The organism is Arthrobacter sp. JDC6 (assembly GCF_056484025.1).
In genome coordinates this window covers 4,494,714-4,521,110 of the sequence record NZ_CM151278.1, presented here as the reverse complement: position 1 = coordinate 4,521,110, position 26,397 = coordinate 4,494,714, and the positions used below count along the sequence as shown (strand labels likewise).

Genomic DNA, 26,397 nt, shown 5'->3' with positions numbered 1-26,397 from the left:
TCGGGTGGCCTGCGAACGGAAACTCTTCGCTGCCGGTAAAGATCCGGACCCGGTAATCGGCGCGGGGATCTTCGGAGGCAGGAGAAACGTGGTTTCCGAGAGATTGGTCCAGTTGGCGAAGTGTTGCATTGTTGCCGTGTCCAGCCCTTGGGCATCAAGTACGACGGCGAGCGGGTTGCCGCGGTAGGCCTGGCTGGCGAAAACATCCACCTGATGGAAGGGGCGGCTGCGTGGTGTCGGGTTCACCGGAGCAGGCTACCACCGGAAAACGAAAGACCCCCGCCGCCGGAGTCCGGCGACGGGGGTCTTCCGATGCAGTTGAGGACTACTTTCCTGCAACCACGTCGAGTTCGATCACAGCAGCAACGTCAGCGTGGAGGCGGACGTTGGCCTGGTAGGAACCAACGACTTGATGTGGCAGGCAGTTCAACCTTGCGCTTGTCGATCTTGCCGAGGCCGGCGGCCTCAACAGCGTCGGCGACGTCGCCCTGCTTGACGGTGCCGAACAGGCGGCCGGACTCGCCGGCCTTGACGACCAGCTTGACCGGCTTCGCGGACAGTGCAGCGGCCTGCTTCTGAGCATCTTCCAGGGAAGCGTGCTCGCGGGCAGCGCGGGCAGCCTTGATGGACTCAACCTGCTTCTCGCCACCCTTCGACCAGGTCAGGGCAAAGTTGCGGGGCAGGAGGTAGTTACGTGCGTAACCGTCCTTGACCTCGACAACATCGCCAGCAGCACCGAGACCGGTTACTTCGTGGGTCAGAATGAGCTTTGCCATGTTAGTTAATCCCTTCCTTAGCCGCGGCCAGCGCCGGAGTAAGGCAGCAGAGCAACTTCGCGGGCGTTCTTGATTGCCTGGGCGATCTTTGCGCTGTTCCTGCACCGTAACGCCGGTGACGCGACGGGCGCGGATCTTTCCGCGGTCGGAGATGAACTTGCGCAGCAATGCTACGTCCTTGTAGTCGATGACAGTGATGTCAGCGGCCTTCAAGGGGTTGGACTTTGGTTTGGGCTTACGGAGTTCAGCCTTAGCCATCGTGGAGCTCCTATTCTAGGGAGCCCGTGGATATTGATCCACGGGATGGTGGTGGTCCGACGGCGGCAGTTCCCTGGGTGCCTTTCGGCTCCCTGGGAGGCCCCGCGCCGGACCGTGTTTGGGTTTTAGAAGGGAGGTTCGGAATCGGGGCCGTTGCCCCAGCCGCCTGCGTTGGACACGCCGGGCGTAGCCCAGGGATCGTCCTGTGCAGCCTGCTGGTTGCCGCGCCCCAGCCTCCGCCGGCGTTGGCGCCCTGGCTTCCACCAGAGTTGCCGCCGCCGAAGCCACCGCCGCTGTTGCCGCCGCCAAAGCCGCCCCCACCCTGTCCGCCGGAGCGCTGGGTACGGTTAACCTTGGCGTTGGCGTAGCGCAGGCTCGGGCCGATCTCGTCGACCTCAAGCTCGATAACGGTGCGCTTTTCGCCTTCTTTTGTTTCGTAGGAACGGCTCTTCAGGCGGCCGGTCACGATGACGCGCATCCCTTGGTCAGGGATTCGGCAACGTTCTCGGCTGCTTCACGCCAGACAGCGGCGCGGAGGAACAGGGTTTCCCCGTCCTTCCACTCGTTGGACTGGCGATCAAAGGTGCGGGGGTGGAAGCGATGGTGAAGTTCGCTACTGCCGAACCGGACGGTGTGAACCGCAATTCCGGGTCATTGGTGAGATTACCGATGACCGTAATGGTGGTCTCGCCTGCCATCTACTGCCTCCTTGTTCGATCCTGGGTGAAGAGTGCGTGTCCTGCGGGGTAAAGAATGAAGACGTGGTGCTGAATTACTCAGCAACAACCTTCTGCTCTTCGGGGCGGGTGATCTTGGTGCGCATGATGGTCTCGTTAAGAGACAGCTGGCGGTCAAGTTCCTTGGCGGTTTCCGGCTTGGCGGTGAAGTTCACCACGGCGTAGATACCTTCGGACTTCTTCTTGATTTCGTAAGCCAGACGGCGACGGCCCCAGATGTCAACCTTTTCGATGGTTCCACCATCGTTGGTGATGACGTTCAGGAACTTCTGAAGCGACGGCTCAACGGTACGCTCTTCGACCTCGGGGTCGATGATTACCATCAATTCGTAAGGACGCATATGTGAACCCACCTCCTTTGGGCTAAGCGGTTACGGCATTTCCGTAACAGGAGGTTCATTTGCGATTCCGTGCAATGCCTTGCCCCGGAACGGAGGCAGGACGCAGCACAGACTTCAATATCCTAGTGCATTTGGACCCGATAGGCGATTCGCGCTTGACTCAAGGCTAGTGCCGTGGTGCGCAGCCCAGGCAGCGGCGCGGCACGCTATGTGGAAAAACCGGGCTGCTATCCACCCCGCCGCTGAAGCCCTATTATCTGACACATGCGTCGACCCCCGATGGCCCTGGGGATGGCGGCACTGTTCCTGTCCGGCTGCTCGGCCAGCTCAGCCCAACCCATGACGGACTCTGCCCATGAGCTCTGCCGCGGCAAGGCTGGGCTGGGGCACGCCGATCGCCGGCGACGAGTTCAATTACGCCGGGGCACCGGACGCCGCGAAGTGGTCCGTGTACGACAGTGACGGGCACGCAGGGAACGGCATACGCAGTCCCCGGCAGGTCACGGTGGATGGTTCCAGGATGGTCATTACCGGAACCTCGGATGGCACGACTGCGGGAATGAGTGCCAAGTTTGGCCTCCAGAGGTATGGCCGCTGGGAAGTCCGGGCAGCGGGCTCCGGGGACGATGAATACCATATGGTGTCGATCCTGTGGCCGGACAGCGGGCACTGGCCCCTGTGACGGTGAAGTGGACTATGCGGAGACCACTGTTGACTGGAACCGCACCAATTTCTTCCACCACTTCGGATGCTCGAACTCTAAGACCTCTGTTTCCAAGCCCCTGGACGTCACGCAGTTCCCACAACTACGCAGTTGACTGGTCCCCCGGCGGCATCATCGGCTACGTCGATGGCGTGAAGTGTTTGAGGACAGCGACCCCACGCATCAGCCGCCGGGGTCGATGCACCAGACGTTGCAGCTGGACTGGTTTCCGGACGGCACTCCCAACGGTCACGGCGAGATGCGGTGGACTGGGTTCGCGTCTACGCCCAAGGTACCCCCTCTACCTGACGCACCGAACGGGACAAACCCCCAACGTACTTAACGCCACGCCCGGACGTGCCCCTCCACCCCCAGCCCTGCGAAAAGCGCGCCATTCCCCACGTAGCAGGCGATGCAAAAGGCGAGTACTCACTACCGGTGTTTACCCGGGCGGCCTACCCTACGCTCGATTCTGCCGGCGGAGTTTACGGCCGGGGGTTTCGAATCCGTCTACGGGCACTGGGTGGATTGGCCCGGGCCGGAGCTGTATTCGGCCGACACCAATCAGACAGGGGAGGACTATGAGCACCAGGCGGGCGAAGGCACTGCACTTCGACATTCACGGCCGCGTCACGATCAGCGTCGACGCAATGGCCCCACGGCAAGGCAGCTTCAAAGCATGTTGGCGTGTTTCGCCTCCGACACGGAGGATCGGCAGCCCGACATTATTGTTGATGACCGCCCCGAGCCTATGCCGAATGCCGGCTTCGTCGAGCATGAGCTGGCGTACACGGACAACAGTGTGCGCTTCCAGGCTGACCGGGTCCAAGTTGTCAGGGGTGCAGAGCAATGGCGTATTCACGACCCGGAGAGCTCTTGACCTCCGTGGTACCGGTTCTCGATGCCGCCATGATCTCCCGCGGGGCGGCCATGATCCACGCGGCAACGATGGCCTACCGGGGCCACGCCATCGCGCTGCCCGCGGCCGGCGGGACCGGTAAGACCAGCACCGCCGCCAAGCTGATGCGGCGTGAGGGCTGGTCGTTCATGGGTGACGACTGGGCATTCCTCGCCGAGGACGCAACGCTGCTTGGATACGCGAAGCCCATGTTCATTAAGCCGCATCACCGCGCAATCTACCCGCACCTGTTTGAAGGTGCGCGCAAGCCCCTCGTCCCCTCCCGGTTCTCCGGGAGCATCGGACGCCTCACCACTGTGGTGCACCCGTTCGTTATCCGTTATCCACGCCTGGCCGACTTCTCCCGACGGTGGTCGCCGGAGCACCGCATGGTCACCCCGGAGGCAGCGTTTCCCGGTCGGAAGGTGACCACCTCAGCGCCGCTTGCGGCCGCCATATATGTGGAGCGCTACGAGGGCGCACGGTCACGGGTTGTTGAACGGACCACCGACTGGATGGTGGACCGCATGATCGGCAACTTCCATATCGAGATGGCGAGCTTCTCGCAGCGGGTCGTTACCGGCCTCGCGGCAAGCTCCGTGGTCCCCGTGGCGCGAACACTTCGCGGCGAAAGGACTCGTTCTCAGCAAAGCCCTGACGGACGCCCCTGCCACCTGTTCAAGTCCCGGCCGCCTACTCCGCGGACGAGGCATCGGACGATATTGTCCGGCACCTGGACGAGCTGCTGCCGTCGATCCTCGACGAGCAGGCCTAAGGGGGATCACGGTGGGCTACAGCACAGCAGACGTCACCGCGGTCGTTCCGGCCCGCAACGCGGAGCAGCTGCTTCCGCGCTGTCTGGAAGCCTTGCGTCAGTCCGGTGTCGCGGAAATCATCGTGGTGGACGGGTTGTCCACCGACCGCACGGTCGAAATTGCCCGCGCTGCCGGCGCCCGGATCCTTAGTGACGAGGGCCGCGGCCTGCCCTGGGCCCGCACGCTTGGCGTCCAGAACAGCACCACCCGGTGGGTCCTGCTGGTGGATGCCGACGTCGTGTTCGGAGCCACCGGCGTCGCAGACCTGCTCATTGAGTTGGTGGAGGACGGATATGACGCCCTCCAGGCAGGCCTTGAAAGCGTCGCAGGACCCGGCTACTGGGGCCAGGCGCTGGCACATCACCATCGCACCGGGCGCAGCCGCAACTGGTTCGGACTCGTCGCCACGCTCGTAGACCGGGACCTGATGTTGGGCCTCGGTTTCGACGACGCATTCAAGTCGGGCGAGGACATCGAACTGCGGTGGCGGATGCGCCAGTCAGGGATGAAGACCGGGGTGTCGCAGCGGGTCATGGTCGAACACCGGTTTGCCGCCGACGACTTCGACTTCGCGCTTGACCAGTTCCTCATGGATGGTACGGACTGGGCCGGATGGTCCGGAAGCACGGCTGGGGCGGCGCACGATTGGCGCTCCTGCCCGCCGCCGCCGCCGTTCGGGGAAGCGCTTTGAGCCTCGCCTCCGGCCAGCCTAAATGGCTTCGCTATTACATCGCCTTCTGCTGGTACAACTACGCGGGTATGGCGAGGGGTTTAGGTCGTGACGGCTGAACGGGAGATCGCTCCAACGGAGGCCCCCACCCGTCGTCGGCATTCCCCCCTGCGCAGCTCGCTTGGACTCGTCCTGGCCAAGGCTGCGCAGACGGGCACGGGTTTCGCATTCTGGGTCGTCGCCGCGCACGCGGCGATAGACCGTGAGGTTTGGTTGACCACTGCTGCGGTTTCGGCGGTGATGATCTGCACCCAGCTTGCGGTGCTGGGCACCGGTTCGGCCGTCATCGTCTCGGTGGGGCGGGGGGAGCCGCCGGCCCTGGGTGCTGGACGCGGCGTTTGGCATCGTGGGGGTGGCAGGGACCGTGCTGGCCCTGGGCTACCTCGTGCTGGAGTTGTTCGTGGCGCCGAACACGGCCCCGATGTCGGTTCTCTTCTGGTTGACGTTCGTGGTGGCTGCCGTCACGGGAACCATGTGCACGGTGCTGGACCAGGCGCTCGTCGCGTTGGGACGCGGCAGCAGCGCAACACTGAGGTACACACTGGGCGGCATGGTCTCCCTTGGGGCCACGGCGTTGGTGGCGTTGCAGGCGGCCCACGCGGCTACGGCCGATGTGCTGATGGCCTGCTGGACCCTCGGTTCGGCCGTCTCGTGCATCATCGGTGGCGTCCAGCTGCGGAGATTGGTGGGCTATCGGCCACGGCCGTCCCTGCATCCCGGGCGCGGACGTTCATTGCTGAAAATGGGCATTCCAAACCAGCTCCTCACCCTCACCGAACGCGCCCCGGGACTGGTGCTGCCGCTCCTGCTTGCGCACTTGGTATCGCCGGAGGTGGCGGCCTACTGGTATCCCGCATGGATGATGGCCTGGGCTGCCTACACAGCTCCGATGCTTATAGGCATTGTCCAATTCTCCGAGGGAGTCCGTGAACCGGGCCGCCTGGCGGCCACCACCTGGGCAAGTTTCCGCTGGTCCCTCATAGTCGGTGGCCTAGCTGCGATGGTCCTCATCGTCTTTGCCCACCCGCTGCTCCATCTGCTCGGCGACAGGTACGCCAATGCATCCACCGGCACCCTGCGGTTGTTGGCCGCGGGAGTGGTGGCCTATGCAGTGCTGCAGGCCTACAACTCCGTCTGCCGGGTGCTCGGCCGCTATACAGAGTCGATCATCGTCGGGGTGACACTTGGCGCCGCGCTCTGCGTCTCGGCGCTCCTGGGCGCCGACAGTGGCTCCAGCGCCATGGCCCTTGCGTGGCTGGTAGTGCTCTCCGCCGGGGCCCTGGTCATCGGACTGCGGCTCATCGCAATTCTCCACCGCACCAAAAAGGAGGCATCATGACCAGCACGCTCAAGGAGGCCATCCACCGTCCCCAGGCGCGCTGGAAAACCAGGGATGTCTGGTGCGCCGCAGCGGGGGCGGTGTCGCTCGCACTTGCAGCGTGGGCCGCCTCCACCGTGGCACTTCCTGTGAACAGCGACCTTGGACTGGTCGGTGTGCTGCCCTACCCGTTCTGGGTGGGGGTCCTGATTCTCAACATCGCCTTCGTCGTGGCACTGCGCGGGGATGCCGCGGGCCCTGCACGCAGCCCGGTGATGCTGTGGCTCCTCGTGGTACTGGTGCTCATACTCTTCGGCGCCGCTGTCTTCGTGACGGACGTACCGCGCGGTGAAGTGGCGTTCCGCCACCTGGGCATCGCCGACGCCATGTCGCGCAATGTGGCCATCGATCCCAACATCGATGCATACTTCAACTGGCCGGGATTCTTTGCCCTCCTGGCGACCGTGCTCGGAACGGCCGGCCTCGACCCCGTGAGCGTTGCCCTGTGGGCACCGGTGTTCAACGTGGGCCTGTGGCTCGTCGCCGTGGCCGTGGTGACACGGTACCTGATCAGCGATCCGCGCCGGCGCTGGCTGGTGCTCTGGCTCTTCTGCCTCGGCAACTGGCAGGACCAGGACTACCTCTCCCCCCAGGCCTTCGGCTTCTTCCTCTACCTGGTTGTGGTGGCCCTGGCACTGGGGCCGCTGGCAACGGAGCCTTCCCACTTCCGCGGGTTCCGGCGCGCCGACCTGGCAGCATGGTGGCGGGGCCGGTCCCCGGCCGAACCCCAGCCGGGGCGCCGGATTGGCGCCCTGGCCGTAACCCTCCTGCTGATCGTGGTCATTTGCGCGAGCCACCAGCTCACGCCGTTCATGGTACTGATCGCCCTCACCGCCCTTACCCTGAGCGGACGTCTCTGGCCCAGCAGGCTGCCCCTGATCGCCGGCGTCGTACTGGTGCTCTGGCTTGTCTTTCCTGCAAGCACGTACCTCGCTGGCCATCCGCCGCTGGCGGACGCGGGCCTGCAGACCGCCATCGAAGCAAATGTCGTCGACCGCACCAACGGGACCCCTGGACATCTGCTCGTGGTGCAGGTCCGAATGGGCCTCACCCTCCTGCTCTGGGCCCTCGCCGCCGTTGGAACGTTCCGCGACTGGCGCAGGGGGCGCCTTGACATCCGCGTGCTCCTCCTGGCCGTCGCCCCGTTCCTGCTCTTTCCCGCGCAGTCCTACGGCGGGGAAATGCTCATCCGCGTATCACTGTTCGCGCTCCCCTTCGTTGCGATGCAGGCGTCATCGGTCCTGCTTCCCGGAAACGTGGGATACCGGCCTTCCTTCCGTGCTGCGGGAGCCCTTGTCCTCACCTGCATCCTGTTCGCCGTCATGACCGTGACAGGCCGTTTTGGCAACGCGCAATATGACGTCTTTACCGATGACGAGATGGCCGCCATCGCCGCCGTGGACCACATGGCGCCGCCCGGCTCTTCGATTATCTCGGCTGACCATCCCACGCCGTGGCGCAACCAGGACTATCTGGAGCACCGATACCGGACCATTGAGGACCTCTGTCCCGCCGACCTGTCGGCCGAAACCTGCGGCCCCCTCATCTACGGTTACGCCAGGCACAATGCCGCCGGCGCCTACCTGCTGCTCCTGCGCTCATCGGAGTCGAGCCTGATCATCCAGGGCCAGACCACCGCCACGGGCCTCGGGGAGCTCGAGGACTGGCTTGATACGCAGGTCGGCGTGGAGCTCGCGTACAGCAATGCCGACGCACGCGTATACCGGGTGGGGCCATGACCGGCCGCGGAGTGAGCCGGCCCACCCTGGCGCTGGGGGTTGCCGCGGTGGTACTGGCCCTGGTCACGCTGGTCGGGTTGCCGACGCCGCTGCAGACGGTCGCCGCCATAGCCGTCCTCATCCTGCTCCCGGGCCAGGCACTGGCCCGGCTTATCCCGATTACCGACGTCCCGCTTGGCGTGCTGCTCGTCCTGGGACTGGGCCTGGCCACACTCACCGCAGTGTCCACGGCCATGTTCTACCTCACGCTGTGGTCGTGGCAGGCATGCGTCGTGACAATGGCCGTCATTACTGTCCTCGCATGCTTGGCGCGGGCACGTCAGGAGGTCGCATCATGATGGATCTGGCAGGAGTGCTTGCAGCTGCCGTGCTGCTCATCACCCTCGTAACCCTCGAGGTCCGGCGGCTTGGACCCGGCAGGTCAACCACCGCACCAAGCACTGGATCAAGCACTGGGCAACCGGCAGCAGCGCCGGTTCCCCACAGCCAGTCCAGGAACAGCAGGATCGTAGTCGGCGTCATGTGGGCGGCCTTCCTGCTCCTTCTCTTCCCCCGCGTCCTTGGACTGCTTACGTGAACCTGGGGCGCGGGGCGCGATGGTTGCTCGTCAGCGACCTCCATCTGGACGTCACTGACGACGATCCCCGGAACCCCGGCAGGGTACTGCCGGGGTTCCTCCACCGCGAGGTGCCCGCCGCCCCGGGCATGCAGCAACACCTTGTCTTCGTTGGTGACACTTTTGAACTCACAGGCCTGTCCGAGAACGAGAGCCTGGCCCGGCTTGACTCCATCTTCGAACGGCACCCGGCCACTCTCCGGGCCCTCGAGGCGTGCGTGGCGCGCGGGGTGCAGCTGCACTTCGTATGCGGGAACCATGATGTGGAGTTGGCCCGCCCATCGGTGGCCGCACGGCTGGCGGCGCTGCTGGCACCCGATGATCCCACGCGGGTCCGGGTGCACCCGTGGTTCCTCTATGTCCCCTCCGTGCTGATGGCCGAGCATGGACACCTGCATCACGCGCTGCACCGGATACCCGAGGTGCTGCGCACCGCCGTCAACGGCACTGACGGGCTGGATCTGCCGCCCCTCGCCGCCTGGCATGCCCATCCCACGCGGTCGCGCCTCAGTCGTGCCGGAGCTGTTGCCCAGGCCTGTTTGGCCTCGGAACGGGCGGAACGGCGCGTCCGCGGCCCGGCCTATGGCGAGCTGCTCCAGACCGAGTCGCAGCGGCTCGCGCTCAACGGGACGGCAGTGCGGGAACTTGCACGCCTGTCCCGGTTCCGGACGGTGTCAGCGCTTCCCCTTACCGCGACCCGCATGGTGCTTGCTGCCACTGGACGCAATGTCAGTGGCGGGCAAGCTCCTGCGGCGGCAGCCCGGGTGGCGGGCATTCTTGAAGCGCACGGTTCCGAAGTGGCCTGGTACATCTCGGCCCACACGCACCGCGCCCTTGAATCACGGCTGGAAGGTTCTCCAACCCGGTACATCAACACTGGCACCTGGTCGTCGGACGTCCGCGGCCAAGGTCCGGATCAGTTGGACCGCCAGGTCTTTCCCTACGCGCTGATCGATGTCGCCGACGACGGGGGTACCAGCGGCGGATTGCGGTACTGGCACCCGGACGCCGGCTGACCCCACTGCCGCAGCCCCTGAACGCAGCGCTTGTGCCGGGTTTGATTCAACCTCCACATTGGGAAAGACCTCTTAGTCGTTGGCTCTGTTTGGTTGCCACCAACGTTAAGAGGTCTTTCCCATGGACGGGACGGGCAGCGTCCTGGCTAGGTGTTCACCCTCACTGGACTTCCCGCCAGACTGCGCCTTGGGGAATTTCACTGCCCAACTGGGTTGTGGAGCTGTGCGCCAGCCGGCGGCCGCGGAGGTAGCCGGCGGAGGTGAAGGCCAATACCGCAAGGACGGATCCTGCCCGTCCCAGTCCCATGGGATTGTCGCCCCGGCTCCAATCGCGGATTCCCGAGAACACGGCGCGCGGCAGTGTGCTGCGGACATACCGCCGTTCGGGACCGAGGGCCCGTTTGTGCCCCACGACGTGGCTGACCTGTGCCTTGGAGAGGCCCTCCGACCAGGACCTGGAAAGCATGTAGCGCACAGTCCCACGTTCCTGCGGGACGTGATGCCGGACCAAGGCAGCAGGTTCGTAAACGATCCGGGAACCGGGTGCGCCCATGGTGGAGCGGATGCAGATCTCGGTCTCCTCGCAGCCAAGCGGCAAATTGCCTTGCCTGCCCAGCGCGATGTTGAAGCCACCAACCTGTCGGAGGACGTCGAGCCTGAAGGACATGTTTGCCCCAATGAGGTTCCGGACTTCGGAGGCAACCGTCGGCATTCCGCGGTGGCTGCATCCAACGATCCAGTCGAGTTCTTCACCGAAGTAGCCTGGGCGGCCCTGGTCCCATACAGGTTCGACGCGGCCGCCAACGGCCAGCACGTCGGGATCGTCGTAGAGGACAAGCAGCCGTTCCAGCCAGTTTGGCGTCGCCACCGCATCATCATCCAGGAAGGCCACGATGTCCCCCTCTGCGAGTCCGACGCCCGTGTTGCGTGCCCCTGAAAGCCCCGGAGGGCCTTCGCTCTCCACCACTGTCACGTCGTCGACAATTTCGAGGAGCCGACCGTAGAGGTCCTCGTTATGGTCCACGACCACCAGGATCTCCTGGGGGGCGACAGTTTGGGCGCGGACGGACTCGATCACGTCCAGCAAAAGCTCCCAACGGCGTTCGGTGTAGGCACAAATCACGATCGACACACTTGGACGGACAATTCGATCCAGCATGCTAAGCCCCCTGAACCAATGCAAGGATGCTCTGCGGGTCGGTTGGCGTCCGCGGAACGCTGACGTTGGCGTAGGCGTACTTGACCCGGCGCAGGGCTTCGGGCCGGGCGCCGGCCGTGGGTGCCTCCCACATGGTGCATTCGTGGGCCAGCTTCCTCAGGACCCGCCACCCATCACGGAAGGTCTGCAGGTTGGAGGCTCCCGAAATCCGGTCAAGCTCAATGCTGGGGACTTCCGCAATCCGGAGGCCGGCCCGTGCTGCCCGGACGATCAGTTCAGTTTCGATTTCGAATCCGTCTGATTCGAGTTGCAGGATCTCAAGGCATTCACGCCGAAACGCAATATATCCGTAGCAAAGATCGGAGTAATTGCTGTGCAGCACCGCGTTGGCCAACTTGGTCAGCGCCTGGTTGCCGGCTTTCCGCAGGCGCGTGAGGTCCTCGGAGCCCCCACCGGTGACATGCCGCGAGCCCTTGACGAAGTCGTAGTCATGTTGCAGCGGGGAAACGAACCACCCGATCTCCTGCGGGTCCATGCTGCCGTCCGCGTCAAGCATGACAATAATGTCGCCTGAGGCGGCAGCGAACCCTGAGCGTAGGGCCACACCTTTCCCCTTGCGGGGCTCATTGACGATGACGAGATTGTCGCGGACCGCCTGGGCTACTCCCACAGTGTTGTCGGTGGACCGGCCGTCCACGATGATGACCTCATCAACGTAGGACGGCATCCTGCGCAGGACCCACGGAATGTTCCTGGCTTCGTCCAGTGTTGGAATGACGACGCTGACGGAGGCCTTACCGGGCTCCGTGCCCTGCATCGCAAGAGTAATTGGGAGCTGGATGGAAATGGACAAATACCTCACCACTTCATGACGTTTGCGGATAGTTAACAACGAACCCGCCCGCTTGGAAGCCGAGCGCGTCTTTGACGCTTTATCCGGTCATGGGTCTGGTCTCGGGCCCCAGCTCTCGTTAGCCTTTGACTCTGGCCGTGGAGAAAGCCTATTTCCACCCCTTTCGAGTGTCACCAGTAGCGAGTACTCAGTTTCTGCAGTCATATTTACTGCGATAAGGCAAGTACGGGGATTACGGGTGCAGGGTGATATTAGGTATAGGGGTTATTGTCTGCCGCGCGTTTTTAAGTACGGGGGTTATCATGCCGCCCTTCGTGGTTCATGCGATGGGGTGGCGCCGGTACTGCCGCCAATACCGCAATCGCCGGGCCCTGCAAGGCCCCAGCGTTCGCCGGGCCGGCCTTCAGCCACGCGGCCGGGACCTTGAGCAATTGTGGATCTAATCTTGATGCAATCCAGCGCAAATTTGTATGGTGCCATGTTTAGTGGCGCGTTATATTCGCTTGTAGCGGCCTACGCGTTGGGGAGCGCGGCCACCATTTGAACCGGCAGTACAAAATGCGGTCTCCTTCTTCGATGATTGGGGACCCCATGCCGCTTGTGGGCCGAAACAAAGAAATTGACCGGATTCTTTCTGCGATCCGTGGCCCCAAGGAAACAGCCTTGGCCATCGTCGGCGGCCGGGGCATAGGCAAGTCAGCCCTGTTGTCCGAAATTTCCTCTCTCTGCGAATACCGGTCCGTGTTCCTGGCCGCCAGCGCCGCTGAATCGGGCTGGCCCTTTTCCGGTCTGACTGCGCTGCTGAATGAGATGGATGACCCGGTCCTGAACGGGTCCGTCGACGCCCTCCGGGGTGGCAACGCCGGTGCCCTGACCGTTCCCGCTGTGTCCGGCATGCTGCTCAGCGGACTGCAGCGCCGGTCGTCAACGCGGACCATCATTGCGATTGACGACGCCGACAGCCTGGATCCGGCCAGTCAATCAGTCATTGGATTCCTGGCACGGCGACTGGCCGGCACGGAAATTGTCCTTTTTGCGGGCATGCGGGACGAGGTCCCCGGAAGCCCCTTCACCGGCCTCCCCGCCCTGCGCCTGGGTGCGCTGAGCCAGGGTGACACCGTGCGGATGCTGGAAAGCATGCCAACCAAACAGACCACGACGGCGGTGGCCCACGCGGTTGCCGCAGCCACCGGCGGCAACCCGCTTGCCGCCGTCGAACTGTACAGCGGGCTGGTGGAGAGGCACGCCGGCGGCAAGTGCGCACTGCCCATCCCGCTGTCCTCCACGAGCAGCCTTGACGCTGGACACGCATCAGCGGTGGCCGCTCTGACCCCCGGCGCGAGCATGGTCCTGGACCTGCTTGCGCTCTCGTTCCGCAGTGACATCACCACTATCGGGAAAATCGACCATGAAGCGTGGCTTCACGCAGATGAATTGGTGGCTGCCGGACTGGTGCAGCGATCCGGACAACACCTGTGGATAGCGGACCAGATGCTGCGGGGCCATGTGCACGCGGCCATGCCACCTGACGTCCGCACCGCAACCCACCGCGCCCTGGCTGAAGCAGCACGGGGCACCGATCGGCATGCCCGCAGCTGGCACTTGAGCTTCGCGGTGGTCTTGGAGCACGAAACTCCCTTCCACCTTCTCCGTAACGCGGTGCACCTGGTCCGGAGGGGCGAGGTGTCCTTCGCGGTGGAGTGCATCGAGCGGGCCCTCGCCATCAACCCGGGCGAAGCGGAAACGGCGGCACGCCTCACCGGGCTGGCCGAGCTGCTCTTCACCCGCGGTGATCTGGTGCATGCGCGCCGGTACCTGGAGTGGGCGCAAGGGGTCACCCGCGACCCCAACCTGATTCTGCGGTTGACCGGCCTCTCCTTCGAGATCGATTTCGTCCAGGGCGTTGCGGTGCGCTGCAGCATGCTGCAGCGGCTGGTAAAGGAGTTTGGCCAGCACGATCCGGGGTATTCCGCTGCCCTGCTGGCCATCGGCGCCGTCTATTATGCCGAGCGGTGGGAACTGAAAGAGGCAGTTGAGCTGCTGCGCCAGGGCGGCGCGTTCCGCGGCTCCGCGTCCTTGCAGTGCCTGGCCATCGCCGACCATGCCGAACTGCTGGTCGAATCGATCAGCGGCGGAAGGGCAAACCCCTCCCGCCGCCCCGGGCAGGTCCGCAGCGCCCGGCCGGCCCGCCTCCTGCTGCGCGGCCGGGCGCTCACCTATGCGGAACAGTACGAAAGCGCCCGTGAAGCCTTCGCGATGCTCCGCAGCTCCACAGAACCGGACCACGCCAACTGGCGGGAAACAGCAGCCCTCACGGCAGTAGACAATGAGATCCGCGCCGGGAATGTGGCAGCGGCGGTCAGGCTGATCGACGAACTCGAGCTCTGCCAACCTGACCTGGAGTACCACCGGGGAGCCCGGCACCTGTTCCGGGTTTGGCGTGCCTACTCGTTGGGCGATGACGAACTCGCGCGTAACCAGGCCGCCAATGCCCTGGACTATCTGCGATCGGGAAACCACCCTGGGCTCACGGCACAGCTGGCGGCCTGCCATGGCCACTTCGCACTCCTGCGGGGTGACCTGGCGGAGTCCGTTGTCCAGTTGTCCAGGGCCGCGGAAATCGGTCTGGGGCTGGGCAACCCCACCCTGCTGCGCTGTGAGGCCGACCTGGTGGAGGTACTGGTCCGTCTTGGCCGGCACCGTGAAGCCACCCAGGCTCTTCAACGCCTGGAAAGCCGTTCGGCGGGGTTGCGCTCTCCGTGGCTGGTCATGGTGGTTGCCCGGAGCCGCGCCATGCTTGCGGACGGCGAGCAGTCCCTGCAGCTCTTCAAGCAGGCGCTTGAAGACAGGAACGGTCACAGGCTTGAGCGGGGCAGGACCCTGATGTGCTATGCGGAACGTTTGCATGGCTTCGGCAGGCTGCGCCACGCGCGGGAGGCCTTGCTCCGGGCCAAGGTGATGTTTGACGAGGCCGGGGCTGATGCCTGGACGCAGCACGTGGACGCCCTCCTGCTGGACGAACGGTGGGAGGCCGTCCGCCCGCAGGGCAACCCGTCAATGCTCTTGCTCACGGACCATGAGAGGGCGCTGGCGATGATGGTGGCCCGGGGGATGCGCAACAAGGAAATAGCCGGCACATTGTATGTTTCGGTCCGCACCGTCGAAGTACGCCTCACGGCCATCTACCGCAAGGTCGGCGTTGAGTCCCGCGCACAGCTGACTGCCCTGGCCGCCGGCAAGGCAACTCCGGCTGCGGAGCCGTACGTCCTGCCCGTCCTGTGATCCACAGGTCCCCGCAGTTTCCACATAGTCCCTGTTCCGAACCACATAGCCTTCGGTGTCCAGCCGGAAAGTGTGCCCCTGGCGAATAGCCTTGTCCCACGTTCAGAGGACGTCACGCGCCGGGAAAGGTACAGCATGGACCGGATTCCAGTAACGACACCCCGGCAGGCTGCTGCCGGAGCCGTCACGTGAGCGAACTGATCCTGATAGGTGCCAGCGGCCTGGCGCGTGAAGTCCTGGCCATGGTCCGCGGCAGCGGCCAGTATGACGTGGTTGGGCTGCTCGATGATGACAGGGAGATGGCCGGCGTCACCGTCGATGGTGCCCCCGTCCTTGGCAGCATTGATGATGCAGTCAACTACATGCACGCCTTCCTCCTGGTGTGCATTGCGTCCAGCAGGGAACGCGAAGCGGTGGTGTCGCATCTGGGCACCTTGGGGATCGGCGAGTCGAGGTACGCCAGTGCGGTGGATCCTTCCGTCCAGTACCCGGAAGGCTGCCGTGTGGGCCGCGGCAGCATCCTGCTGCGCAACGTAACCCTCACTGCCGCCGTGAGCCTGGGATCCCACGTGGTTGCCATGCCCTCCGTCACGTTCTCGTACGACGACGATGTCTCCGACTTTGCGACCTTCGCCGCGGGCGTCTCACTGGGCGGCGGCGCCAGGATAGGCAAGGGCGCCTACCTCGGATTGAATTCGAGCGTCCGGGAGAGGACATCCGTGGGAGACTACGCGACCATCGGCATGGGCGCGGCCGTTCTCAGCAATGTTCCCGACGGCGAAACGTGGGTAGGGGTGCCTGCCCACCAAATTGACCATGGTGGGTTCAACTACGGCTGGATCCGTTAGGGGTGTGCCCCCGCCGGCAAGGCCGCCGTCCGGAAGAACAGCTCCGTCACCGCGGTCAGGCGCCGTGGATCCTCAATCCCGCACAGCTCCCGGGCCGAGTGCATGGACAGCAGGGGCACGCCCACGTCCACGGTCCGGATGCCCAGCCGGGTCGCGGTGAGCGGCCCGATGGTGGAACCGCAGGGCACCACGTTGTTGGACACGAATTCCTGGTAGGGAACGCCTGCTTCGCCGCAGAGCCGCGCCCAGAATGCGGCGCCGAACGCGTCCGTGGCGTAGCGCTGGTTGGCATTGATCTTCAGCAGCGGCCCGCCGTTCAGCACGGGATGGTTGGCGGGGTCGTGCCGCTCGGGATAGTTGGGGTGCACGGCGTGGCCGGCATCGGCAGAGAGGCAGAACGACGCCGACAAGGCCTGCCGCCGTTGGCTCACCGTCGCGCCCAGGCCGTCGGAGATGCGCACCAGCACGTCCTCGAGGATGGGCCCGCAGGCTCCTGAGCGGGAGTTGGAGCCGATTTCCTCGTGGTCGAAGGCGGCAAGGACCGCAATCGGGCCGCCGGCGGCTGCGGACTCCGCATGGGCGGTCAGCGCTGCCAGTCCGGCATGCGTGGCGGAAAGGTTGTCCAGCCGCCCTGATGCGAAGAACTCCCCCTTGCCCCCGAAAACCGCAGGCGCCTGCGTGTCCGCAATGACGACGTCGTACCCGCCAATCTGCCCCGGATCGACGGATGCGCCGGCAACCGACGCCGCCAGCACGCCCAGCAGGTCGGAGTCTGAAGGACTTCCCAGCCCCCAGACGGGGTTCATGTGGCGCTGTTTGTCCAGGGTGAGGCCATCATTCACGGCCCGGTCCAGGTGGATGGCCAGCTGCGGGAAGCGGAGCAGCGGCCCGGTGGCCGTGAGGTGCTCGGTGCCATCAAGCATCACCAGCCTGCCCGCCAGCCGCAGCTCCCGGTCCAGCCAGGAATTCAGCAGGGGGCCGCCGTAGATTTCCACCCCGGCCTGGAGCCAGCCGTGCGCACCCGTGGTGGGCTTGGGCTTGAGCTTGAACGACGGCGAATCGGTGTGCGCGCCCAGGATGTTGAAACCCGTGGCGGGTCCCGCGTCTTCGGGGACCACCCAGGCGATCAGGGCGCCGTCGCGGATGATGAAGAAGGAACCGGGCCCGGCCTCCCACGGCTGCAGCTCATCCAGGCGGGTGAACCCGGCTTCCTCCAGGCGCCGGCCCCCCTCATGCGCAGCGTGGAAGCTCGACGGCGATGCGCTGACATAGGCGCCAAGGTCCTGGATGTGGTCTGCAGCAGAGGGAGGCAAAGGCATGGTCCCGAGTCTAGTGCCGCGCCTACTCGACAGGTGCCGGCGCAGCCTCGGTTGCCACGTCCGGCTGGCCCGCGGCGGCCACGCCCTTCCGCCGGTAGCGCAGCACGCCCACCGCCACCACAACGGCTGCCAGTGCAATCGAAAGCAGCAGGGACTCCCGGGTGGACTCCACGATCACCATGCCGATCAGCAGGGCCACGATGCTGATGATCGCTGCCCACGTGAGGTAGGGGAAAAGCCACATCTTCAGCTGCAGGTCCTTTGCTGCGGCTCCCATGCGCTTGCGGAGGACCAGCTGCGAGGCGGAGATGACCAGCCAGACGAACAATGCGATGGCTCCGGAGGTGTTGACCAGGAAGAGGAACACCGTGTCCGGGGCAATGTAGTTCAGGCCCACCGTGACGAAGCCGACCACGGTGGAGGCGAGGACCGCGGCAGCGGGTACGCCGCGGCGGGAGATGCGGGTCCATGCCCGCGGTGCGTCACCGCGGGTGGAGAGTGAGAACAGCATGCGGCTGGCGGTGTAGAGGCCGGAGTTCAGGCAGGACAGCACAGAGGTCAGCACCACCACGTCCATGATGGTTCCGGCGCCCGGGATGCCGAACAGTTCGATGACCGCTACGTAGGGGCTCTTGGCCACCGAGGCCGAGTTCCACGGAAGCAGGGTGACCACCACGGCGATGGAGCCGATGTAGAAGACCAGGATGCGCCATACGGTGGACTTCACGGCCTTCTTCACGGCATCCACGGGGTTTTCTGATTCGCCGGCGGCGATGGTGGCGATTTCGGCGCCGAAGAAGGAGAAGACCACCACGAGGATTCCGGCCAGGACAGCGCCCGGACCGTTGGGCATGAAGCCGCCGTTGTTGATCAGGTTGCTCAGGCCGGGGGCTGGGACACCGGGGATGAGCCCCAGGATGGCGGCGGCACCGAAGACCAGGAAGAGGACGATCGCCGCCACCTTGATGGACGCGAACCAGAACTCGAACTCGCCGTAGGACTTCACCGAGCCGAGGTTGGTGAGCGTCAGCAGCACCATGAGGACAAGGGCCCAGACCCACTGGTCAATGCCCGGCACCCACCGGTGCATGATGGCTGCGCCTGCAGTGGCCTCGATGCCCAGGACGATGATCCAGAACCACGCGTAGAGCCAGCCGATGCTGAACCCTGCCCAACGGCCCAGTGCCTTGTCCGCATAGGTCGAGAATGAGCCCGTTTCCGGGTTTGCCGCGGCCATCTCCCCCAGCATGCGCATGACCAGGATGACCACCAGGCCCGCGGCAGCATAGGCGACGAGGATACCCGGGCCGGCCTGCTGGATGGCGGCACCCGAGCCGACAAAGAGGCCTGCACCAATGACGCCGGCGATGGCGATCATGGACAGGTGCCTGGGTTTCAGGGACTTTGAGAGTTGCTGGTCAGCATGCATGGAAGCGCCGTCCTGTTGGGAAAATAGCATGGGTTGAGCGACGTGCCTTGGTGGACCACCGGGGGACCGTGTGATGCACCACATCGTCGTTTCACCCTAGGTCGGCCATTATGCACCTTGCTTTGTGCACTCCAACAGACCTGGTTGCTCCCAACAGGACGTGCCTCCAAGCAGGAACCACCACGGGCAAAGAAAGTTTCCCGCCATGCACTTTTGTAATGTGCCGGAAACCACGCGCCGTCCCTCTCGCCGGGGGCGTCAGCAGTGGTTGGCCGCTAAACGTCCCGCCGCTTCAACAGGACTGCCGCGAGCAGGACGGGGATAATGACCCAGGCGCCAAGGACGAGTGCCGCCTGCCAGGCTTCCAGGGTGTCCGGAACATGCAGGGCCGCCGTCAGCGGATCAACGGTATTGCCTGGCAGGTACTTGCGGGCCTCCTTGAAGAAGTCCCCGGGAATGAGCTGGAAGGCGATGGGTGCCACGAAGAAGATGCCCACCAGGCTCATGATGCCGCCGGCGGAATTCCTGATGAGAGTGCCCAGGGCCATGCCGATGGCGGCGACGGCGGCCACATAGATGCTGTTGACCAGAAGGAGCTTCACCGACTGGGAACTGCCAAGGTCCAGCGTGAGGCCATAGTTGTCCAGGATGGGCACGGCCACCAGTCCTGCCACCCAGGTGGAGACGGCGGTAACCACGAATGACGTCACCATGACCACCACGAGCTTTGCAGCGAACGCGGGAAGGCGCCTGGGCACGGCCGCGAAGGTGGACCGGGCCATTCCGGTGGTGAATTCCGAACTCATCAGGAGCACACCAAGGGACCCCAGGATCAGCTGGGCGAAGGCGATGCCGGAGGTGGGCACGCTGACGGCAAGATCGCCGCCCTGCGATGCCATCCGCGCCGCGGCCTGCGGATCCCTTGTGGCCGCGTCGGCGAACTGGCCCGTCCCCCACGCGGACAGCGCGCCGAACCCGACCATGACCACCGCCGTGGAAGCGAGCAGGATCAGCGTGGAAAGGAGGCTGCGGAACTTGATGACTTCCGAGTTGAGCACCCGGAGGAACGTGGGGCCGGGCAGGGCCCGTCCACCGGCACGGGGGCTGCGGCCCCCGGCGGAGGATGCGGGGTCAGGCGAAGACGTGGGTTCGGTGGTGGTTACGCTCATTACTTGCTTACCTCCGCGGCGGGCAGGGAGTGGTATTCGACGTCGTCCTTGGTCAGTTCCATGTACGCCTCCTCGAGGCTGGCGACGAGCGGCGTCAGTTCGTAGACCATGACGTGGTTTTCCAGGGCGGCCGCCGCGATGGTCCTGGGCTCCAGGCCCGTTACTTCGAGCAGTTCCCGCTCCGGGACGTCGATGGACGCGCCCCGTCCGGCGAGCAGCTGGTGGAGACGGTCGGGTTCGTCGGTACGCACCCGGACCCGTGCCTGCCCCTTGCCGGTGATGATGTCACGGATGGGTGCATCGGCAATCATGCGGCCGCGCCCAATGACGATCAGGTGGTCGGCGGTCTGGGCCATCTCGCTCATCAGGTGGCTGGAAAGGAAAACCGTGCGTCCCTGCCCTGCGAGGTAGCGGACCAGGTTCCGCACCCAGACCACACCTTCCGGGTCCAGGCCGTTGACGGGTTCATCCAGGATGAGGGTCTGCGGGTCCCCCAGCAAGGCTGCCGCTATGCCCAGCCGCTGGCCCATCCCCAGGGAGAAGCCGCCGGCCTTCTTGCGTGCCACGGCCTCCAGCCCCGTCATTTCAATCACCTCGTGCACCCGGGATTTGGGGATGCTGTGCGTGGCCGCCATGGCCAGCAGGTGGTTGTAGGCACTGCGGCTGGTGTGGACCGCCTTGGCATCGAGAAGGGCACCCACTTCGCGCAGGGGTGCCTTGTGCCGGACGTACGGCAGGCCGTTCACGGTGACCGAGCCCGACGTCGGCCGGTCCAGTCCCATGATCATCCGCATGGTGGTGGATTTTCCTGCCCCGTTGGGGCCCAGGAAGCCGGTCACTTGCCCTGCCCTGACGGTAAAGCTGACGCCGGCCACGGCGGTTTTGGCGCCGTAGACCTTGGTCAGCCCGTTTGCCTCGATCATGAAGAATCCTTTGCACGGCAGCGCGCGGCTGCAGACGACTTTCGGTGGGTGTTCATGCCTTACGCTACCGATGCCCGGGCAGCTTTTTCCCGGAATCAGGGTTGATTCAGGGGAGAATCAGGGTAGTTACTTCCCCCACGTCCACGTGGTCAGCGGCGCGGGGAGTAATACGTCAGTGCCTTCGGCTGGATCCGGTACGCGACGCTGCGCACGCCGGCCAGCGCTTCGCCATCCACCGCCAGCGCCATGGGTGCGCCTCCGGCGTCGATCCTTACCTCTGTGGCCTCCCGCAGGTGGGTGATGCGGGAGCTTGCCACTGTTCCCGTCAGCACGGACCACAGCAGCCGCAGCCGGGCAAAGGATTCGTCAGCCGTGATCATCCGGACGTCCAGCACGCCGTCATCCATCACCGGCCGGAACAAGGGCGCATGGTCCCGGGGGTAATAACGCCCCCTGCCCAGATAGGCAATCCACACCTTGCGCACAACGCCGTCCACGGACAGGGTGGTTGGGGTGCCCGCCGCAAAGGTCCTGAACATGGCCACCACCCCTGCCAGCGGCTTCCCGAGCGCCGGTTGCAGGTGTTCCCGGCGGCGGACAAAGTTCGGATAAAGGCCGACGCTGGAGGTGTTCAGCATGACCATTTCCGAGACCTCCGGGCTTCCCGCCAGGCCCCGTTCCGCCGTCACCACCCCGATGTCCGCCAGGGCCGCTTCACCTTTGCTGGCCGCATCCACTGCATCCTTCAGGCTTCCCGTCCCCGCGTCGCGCGCAAAGTGGTTCAGGGTGCCGCCGGGCAGGACCAGCAGGGGAATCGAACGTGCGACGGCGGCGGCGGCAGCTGCGCCGACCGTTCCGTCACCGCCCCACACGCCCAGGGCGCGGGTGCCAGGGAAGTCGGCGGTGGCGGCGATCCGTTGCACCAGGTCCTCGTCCGGCTGCACGGTATTTATATGCGCTTTGGGAAATACTTCCTTGAGTGCTGACGCCGTCTCCTCCTTGAAGGATCCGCCCAAGGTGTTGACCACAATGCTCAGACCCTCGCCGCCCGGCAACTCAGGCGCACTGGTCCATGCCCTGGTCGTCTGCGGAATCGGCGGACGAACCGGCCACCAATGGCGGGTCACCAGCGCAGCACCGGCACCAAGGGCCGAACCGAAGAGGACGTCCGACGGCCAGTGGGCGCCGGTGTGAACCCGCGAATAGGCGACTCCCACGGCTGCGGGAGCCAGGGCAGCACCTACGGCCGGGCGGACCAAGCCTGCCCCGACTGCGAACGCTATCGCAGACGCCGAATGCCCCGATGGCATGGAGGAACTGGTGGGCTGTGGATGCACGAAGCGGAATACCGGAAGATGTTCGGGGAGCGGGCGGGTCCGGGGGAGCAGCGTCTTGAACACCACGTTGGTCACGGCGGAGGCCACCCCTTGGGCGATCAGCCCATGCAGTGCTGCCCTCCGCGTCTTGCCGGGAAACAACGCCAGGACGGCCGCCGCTCCCATCCAGAGCTTTCCGTGGTTGGCCGAGGCGGAAAGCCGGCGGAAGAACACATCGTGGTTGCCGCCGGGCAGGTTGGATACATGCTTGAGAAGGTATCTATCGAGGCGGCTGATCCAGCTTCTCCCCCGCGGCCTGGCGCTTTGCATGTGATCACCCTAACCCAAGGTCTAGTCCCGCTTGGCGGCTTCCTGCCCGGCGGCTTCCTCGACCGCGTTAAGGGGCCTCGCGGCACCGGCAAGAAGCAGCGCCACCAAGATGGGTGCCATGATGGCCAGCAGCGCGGTGTGGATACCGGTGAGGTCACCGAGGTAGCCCAGCAGCGGTGGTCCAGCAAGGAATGATATATACCCCAAAGTGGATACAACGGAAACGCGTGCGGCTGAGTGCCGTGGGTCATCGGACGCAGCGGACATGCCCATGGGGAAAGCCAGGGCGGCGCCGACGCCCCACAGGGCTGCACCGATGCCGGCCAGCCAGATATTGGGCGCCAGCACAAAAAGGCCCAGGCCCGCGGCCGCTGCGGCCATGCTGGCCCGCAGGACTGCCACCCGTCCGTATGCGTCAATGACTCGGCCGCCCAGGAACCGCATGGCGGTCATGGCCAGGACGAAGAGGGCGAACATGAGGGCGCCGGTGGATTCGGAGGCCGCGAGCCCGTCCACTGAGGCCTTGGCGATCCAGTCGTTGCCCGCTCCCTCGGTGAGGGTGGCGCCCAGGACCACGACGCCGATGAGCAGTGTCCTGCTGTCCCGCCACGCGGACGGTCCCTTGGCGGGTTTCGGCTCCCCCTCCACGGGGGCGGTGGAGATGTGGGGAAGGAAGTAGCGTGGCACGGTCAATGCCACCAGCACCACCACGGCTGCAATCGCCATGAGATGCAGCGGCAGGTCCACACCCAGGGTGGAAAGCCCTGCACCCACCAGGGCGCCAACGAATGCGCCGCCGCTGAAGGCCGCGTGGAACTGGGGCATGATGGTGCGACGGAGCTTGTGCTCCACGTCGGCCCCTTCGATGTTCTGTGCCACATCCCAAAGGCCAATGCCAATGCCAAAGAAGAACAGCGAAACCGCTGTTCCGGGAATGGACGTGGCCGAAAGCGACAGGGCGATTCCCACACCTGCGGCCGCCGCCAGCAAGCCCGCAAAGCGGACCGTGTTGGCGGTGCCAATCCTGCCGACCACCAGGCCGGCGGTGGGAAGTGCCAGCAGTGAGCCTACGGCCGTGCACAGCAGCAGCGTGCCCATTTGCCCTGACGTGATGTGCAGCGTCTGCGTAACGGCAGGGATCCTGGCCGCCCAGCTTGCGAACACGAGTCCGTTGATCCCGAAGACCACGAACGTGGCTGCGGCGGCGGCTCTCAAGCCTGCCTGCTCTTCCTTACCTGTACTGGAGCTCATACGTACACTACTTCCACAGAGTATTTTTTAAGGTCGGCATGGTCCTGGGCGCTGAATTGCCGGTCCGTCACGATGACATCCACTTTTTCCAGGCCGACGACGAGCACCCGGGCGCTGGCCTGCCACTTTCCCGCGGAGGCGGCCACCACCACTCGTGCCGCAGCTTCCAGGCCGGCCTTCTTCACCGCGGCATCGTCGAGGTCGTGGGCCAGCAGGCCGTCGCGGAAGTCCACTGCGCAGGGCGTGACCACCGCGGTGTCAAAACGCAGGGACCTGATGTTGGACTCGGCCAGCGGTCCGCGGAAACAGAGTTCACCGGGCACCACGCTTCCACCCGGCAGCAGCAGGGCGGGGCGGGAGCCTGCGACACCGTCACCGCCTGCAGCCGCATTGAGGGCCTGCAGGGACATGGGCATCAGGGTCACCTGCCGGCCGGCCGCTGCCCGCGCCACTTCGGTTGCCGTGCTGCCGCTGTCCAGCCAGACGTGTTCGCCGTCGGCCAGCAGGCCGGCCACGGCAGCTGCGATGCGCTTCTTGGCATCCCGGTCCTCCAGCTCCCGCTGTCCGTAGCCCGGGTTGCGGCCGTGGCCTATCAGGCTCCTGGCGCCGCCGTGGACCCTGCGGAGCACACCGTGGCCGGCCAGTACTTCAAGGTCCCGGCGGATGGTTGCGCCAGAGGCGGCGCAGGCCTGCATCAGGTCCTCGACGCTCACCTCCGGCTGCCGCCGGAGGATTTCGGCAATGGTCCTGTGCCGCTCGTCCGTTTTCATGAGCAAATGATATCAACTCATGATCATTTGCTCATGTGGTGGCCGGGACAGCTCAGCGGCTGCGCGCCACCCTCTGTTCGTCCCACACCGGCTCCGCCGACTCGTACACCTTCCCGTCGGAGCCGAATACGATGAACCGGTCGAAGGTCCGGGCAAACCAGCGGTCGTGGGTGACCGCCAGGACAGTTCCCTCGAAGTGGTCAATGGCCCGCTCCAGCGCTTCAGCGGAGTGCAGGTCCAGGTTGTCCGTGGGCTCGTCCAGCAGCAGCAGGGTGGCACCACTGAGCTGAAGCAGGAGGATCTGGAACCGCGCCTGCTGGCCGCCGGAGAGTGACTCATACTTCTGTTCCGACTGTCCCGCCAGGCCGTAGCCGTCCAGGGCACCCGCGGCGGCCTCCCGGCCCAGCCCGGAACGGTGTTCATCGCCGCGGTGCAGGATTTCCAGCAGGGTCTTTCCCAGCAGGTCGGGACGGACATGGGTCTGGGCAAAGAATCCCGGCCGGATCCTGGCACCGAGCTTGACGGTGCCTTCGTGCGGTACCTCGGCGATGTCAACATCGGACACGGGCAGGTGTTCGCGTTCGGGGTCAGTGCCGCCAGTTGCCAGCAGCCGCAGGAAGTGCGACTTGCCGGAACCATTGGAGCCCAGCACGCCCACGCGGTCGCCGAACCACACTTCCGTGGAAAAGGGCTTCATGAGCCCGGTGAGTTCCAGCTTCTCCGCCACGATGGCGCGCTTGGCGGTCCGTCCGCCTTTGAGCCTCATTTGCACGTTCTGCTCGATGGGCAGCGCCTCGGGCGGCCCCACTTCAAGGAACTTTGCCAGCCGGGTCTGGGCGGCATGGTAGCGGTTGGCCATGTCGGAGCGGAACGCGGCCTTGTTCTTGTACATGTTGACGAGTTCCTTGAGCTTGATGTGCTCCTCGTCCCAGCGCTTGCGCAATTCCTCGAACCGGGCGTTCCGGTCCGCCCGGGCCTCCACGTACGATTCGAATCCGCCCCCGTGGATCCACGCGGCGGCCCCGTTGATCCCCGGCTCAAGGGTGACAATGCGCCCGGCGGCGTTGTTCAGCAGCTCGCGGTCGTGGCTGATGAAGAAGACGGTTTTCCTGGAGTCATTGAGCTTCTCCTCGAGCCAGCGCTTGCCCGGCACGTCAAGGTAGTTGTCCGGCTCGTCCAAAAGGAGGAGATCGTCCGGGCCGGCGAACAGTGCTTCCAGCACCAGGCGCTTCTGCTCGCCGCCGGAAAGGGTCGACGCCGGGCGGTGCTGTGCGCGGTCAAAGGGCAGCCCCAGCGCGGCCATGCAGACCTCGTCCCAGACGGTCTCGACGTCGTAGCCGCCGGCGTCCCCCCAATCCACGATGGCCTGGGCGTACCGCATCTGGGTGGGCTCGTCGTCGTCCTCCATCATGGCCAGCTCGGCGTCATCCACCTCGCGGGCAGCGGCTGCCAGGGCCGGGGGAGCGGCGGACACCAGGAGGTCCCGGACGGTGGAGCCGTCCCGCACCTGCCCCACGAACTGGCGCATGATGCCCATGTTTCCGGACCGCCCAATGACGCCCTCGTCCGGGACCAGGTCTCCGGCGATGATCCGGAACAGCGTGGTCTTCCCCGTGCCGTTGGGCCCGATGAGGGCGGTCTTGGTGCCGTCAGGGACCTTGAAGGTCACTCCGTTCAGGAGCTGGGTGCCGTCGGAGAGGAAGTAGTCGATGCCGGAAACGTCAATATGGGCCACACCGTC

At 65.2% G+C, this 26,397-nt stretch carries 20 protein-coding genes and 4 pseudogenes; 9 read left to right on the top strand and 15 right to left on the bottom strand.

The window, feature by feature from the left end:
* Position 1: 1 nt before the first annotated feature.
* From ACV095_RS20965 to rpsF, 5 genes and pseudogenes are all read right to left on the bottom strand, one after another.
* A pseudogene (locus ACV095_RS20965) lies at positions 2–246 on the bottom strand (PhzF family phenazine biosynthesis protein); the annotation flags it as partial.
* A 79-nt stretch (positions 247–325) separates the two neighbouring features.
* Positions 326–776: pseudogene (gene rplI / locus ACV095_RS20960) on the bottom strand (50S ribosomal protein L9).
* A gap of 17 nt (positions 777–793) precedes the next feature.
* Positions 794–1,034: pseudogene (gene rpsR, locus ACV095_RS20955) on the bottom strand (30S ribosomal protein S18).
* A gap of 125 nt (positions 1,035–1,159) precedes the next feature.
* Positions 1,160–1,732: pseudogene (locus tag ACV095_RS20950) on the bottom strand (single-stranded DNA-binding protein).
* 74 nt (positions 1,733–1,806) lie between these two features.
* Complete coding sequence (gene rpsF / locus ACV095_RS20945; RefSeq protein ID WP_013602900.1) at positions 1,807–2,112, bottom strand: 30S ribosomal protein S6; 306 nt, start codon at positions 2,110–2,112, stop codon at positions 1,807–1,809.
* Between the two features lie 355 nt (positions 2,113–2,467).
* Between rpsF and ACV095_RS20940 the strand changes: the two genes are divergently transcribed.
* The 7 genes from ACV095_RS20940 (at position 2,468) to ACV095_RS20910 (ending at position 10,007) form a co-directional block, all read left to right on the top strand.
* Positions 2,468–2,794, top strand: a complete 327-nt coding sequence (locus ACV095_RS20940; RefSeq protein WP_478222644.1) for a LamG domain-containing protein — start codon at positions 2,468–2,470, stop codon at positions 2,792–2,794.
* Between the two features lie 1,705 nt (positions 2,795–4,499).
* Entirely contained in the window at positions 4,500–5,219 is a 720-nt protein-coding gene (locus tag ACV095_RS20935; RefSeq protein ID WP_478222643.1) for a glycosyltransferase family 2 protein, read from the top strand.
* A gap of 361 nt (positions 5,220–5,580) precedes the next feature.
* Positions 5,581–6,597, top strand: a complete 1,017-nt coding sequence (locus tag ACV095_RS20930; protein WP_268002240.1) for an MATE family efflux transporter — start codon at positions 5,581–5,583, stop codon at positions 6,595–6,597.
* Positions 6,594–8,375, top strand: a complete 1,782-nt coding sequence (locus ACV095_RS20925; RefSeq protein ID WP_018769841.1) for a hypothetical protein — start codon at positions 6,594–6,596, stop codon at positions 8,373–8,375. The genes ACV095_RS20930 and ACV095_RS20925 overlap by 4 nt, the downstream gene beginning before the upstream one ends.
* Positions 8,372–8,713 (top strand): hypothetical protein, encoded by a 342-nt coding sequence (locus ACV095_RS20920; RefSeq protein WP_142070000.1) that lies wholly within the window; start codon positions 8,372–8,374, stop codon positions 8,711–8,713. Before ACV095_RS20925 ends, ACV095_RS20920 begins: the two co-directional genes overlap by 4 nt.
* Complete coding sequence (locus tag ACV095_RS20915) at positions 8,710–8,952, top strand: hypothetical protein (protein WP_018769843.1); 243 nt, start codon at positions 8,710–8,712, stop codon at positions 8,950–8,952. The genes ACV095_RS20920 and ACV095_RS20915 overlap by 4 nt, the downstream gene beginning before the upstream one ends.
* Entirely contained in the window at positions 8,949–10,007 is a 1,059-nt protein-coding gene (locus ACV095_RS20910) for a metallophosphoesterase family protein (protein ID WP_478222642.1), read from the top strand. Before ACV095_RS20915 ends, ACV095_RS20910 begins: the two co-directional genes overlap by 4 nt.
* A gap of 160 nt (positions 10,008–10,167) precedes the next feature.
* Here ACV095_RS20910 and ACV095_RS20905 read toward each other — a convergent pair whose 3' ends face one another.
* Both ACV095_RS20905 and ACV095_RS20900 read right to left on the bottom strand, forming a co-directional pair.
* A complete protein-coding gene (locus ACV095_RS20905; RefSeq protein WP_043425013.1) occupies positions 10,168–11,166 on the bottom strand; it encodes a glycosyltransferase family 2 protein in 999 nt (332 codons plus the stop codon).
* A 1-nt stretch (position 11,167) separates the two neighbouring features.
* Positions 11,168–11,983, bottom strand: a complete 816-nt coding sequence (locus ACV095_RS20900; protein WP_478222641.1) for a glycosyltransferase family 2 protein — start codon at positions 11,981–11,983, stop codon at positions 11,168–11,170.
* A 594-nt stretch (positions 11,984–12,577) separates the two neighbouring features.
* Between ACV095_RS20900 and ACV095_RS20895 the strand changes: the two genes are divergently transcribed.
* Together ACV095_RS20895 and ACV095_RS20890 are read left to right on the top strand one after the other, a co-directional pair.
* Positions 12,578–15,301, top strand: a complete 2,724-nt coding sequence (locus tag ACV095_RS20895; protein ID WP_478222640.1) for a helix-turn-helix transcriptional regulator — start codon at positions 12,578–12,580, stop codon at positions 15,299–15,301.
* Between the two features lie 188 nt (positions 15,302–15,489).
* On the top strand, positions 15,490–16,149 hold the full coding sequence (locus ACV095_RS20890) for a PglD-related sugar-binding protein (RefSeq protein WP_018769848.1): 660 nt from the start codon (positions 15,490–15,492) through the stop codon (positions 16,147–16,149).
* Here the strand turns inward: ACV095_RS20890 and ACV095_RS20885 are convergent.
* The 8 genes from ACV095_RS20885 to ACV095_RS20850 all read right to left on the bottom strand — a co-directional run bounded on the left by ACV095_RS20885 (position 16,146) and on the right by ACV095_RS20850 (position 26,391).
* The gene (locus ACV095_RS20885; protein WP_478222639.1) at positions 16,146–17,468 is read right to left on the bottom strand and encodes a M18 family aminopeptidase; all 1,323 of its coding nucleotides are present in this window, start codon (positions 17,466–17,468) and stop codon (positions 16,146–16,148) included. The genes ACV095_RS20890 and ACV095_RS20885 overlap by 4 nt on opposite strands.
* 22 nt (positions 17,469–17,490) lie before the next feature.
* Entirely contained in the window at positions 17,491–18,897 is a 1,407-nt protein-coding gene (locus tag ACV095_RS20880) for an amino acid permease (protein WP_018769850.1), read from the bottom strand.
* A gap of 275 nt (positions 18,898–19,172) precedes the next feature.
* Positions 19,173–20,066 (bottom strand): ABC transporter permease, encoded by an 894-nt coding sequence (locus ACV095_RS20875; RefSeq protein WP_478222638.1) that lies wholly within the window; start codon positions 20,064–20,066, stop codon positions 19,173–19,175.
* Entirely contained in the window at positions 20,066–20,989 is a 924-nt protein-coding gene (locus tag ACV095_RS20870; protein WP_478222637.1) for an ABC transporter ATP-binding protein, read from the bottom strand. Before ACV095_RS20870 ends, ACV095_RS20875 begins: the two co-directional genes overlap by 1 nt.
* 149 nt (positions 20,990–21,138) lie before the next feature.
* Positions 21,139–22,635 (bottom strand): bifunctional phosphatase PAP2/diacylglycerol kinase family protein, encoded by a 1,497-nt coding sequence (locus ACV095_RS20865; RefSeq protein ID WP_134164858.1) that lies wholly within the window; start codon positions 22,633–22,635, stop codon positions 21,139–21,141.
* Positions 22,636–22,656: 21 nt separating this feature from the next.
* Positions 22,657–23,886 (bottom strand): MFS transporter, encoded by a 1,230-nt coding sequence (locus tag ACV095_RS20860; RefSeq protein WP_478222636.1) that lies wholly within the window; start codon positions 23,884–23,886, stop codon positions 22,657–22,659.
* Positions 23,883–24,656 (bottom strand): DeoR/GlpR family DNA-binding transcription regulator, encoded by a 774-nt coding sequence (locus ACV095_RS20855; RefSeq protein ID WP_478222635.1) that lies wholly within the window; start codon positions 24,654–24,656, stop codon positions 23,883–23,885. The genes ACV095_RS20860 and ACV095_RS20855 overlap by 4 nt, the downstream gene beginning before the upstream one ends.
* Before the next feature lie 52 nt (positions 24,657–24,708).
* Positions 24,709–26,391 carry an ABC-F family ATP-binding cassette domain-containing protein gene (locus ACV095_RS20850; RefSeq protein WP_478222634.1) on the bottom strand — a complete coding sequence of 561 codons (1,683 nt, stop codon included), beginning with the start codon at positions 26,389–26,391 and terminating at the stop codon, positions 24,709–24,711.
* Between the last annotated feature and the right edge of the window lie 6 nt (positions 26,392–26,397).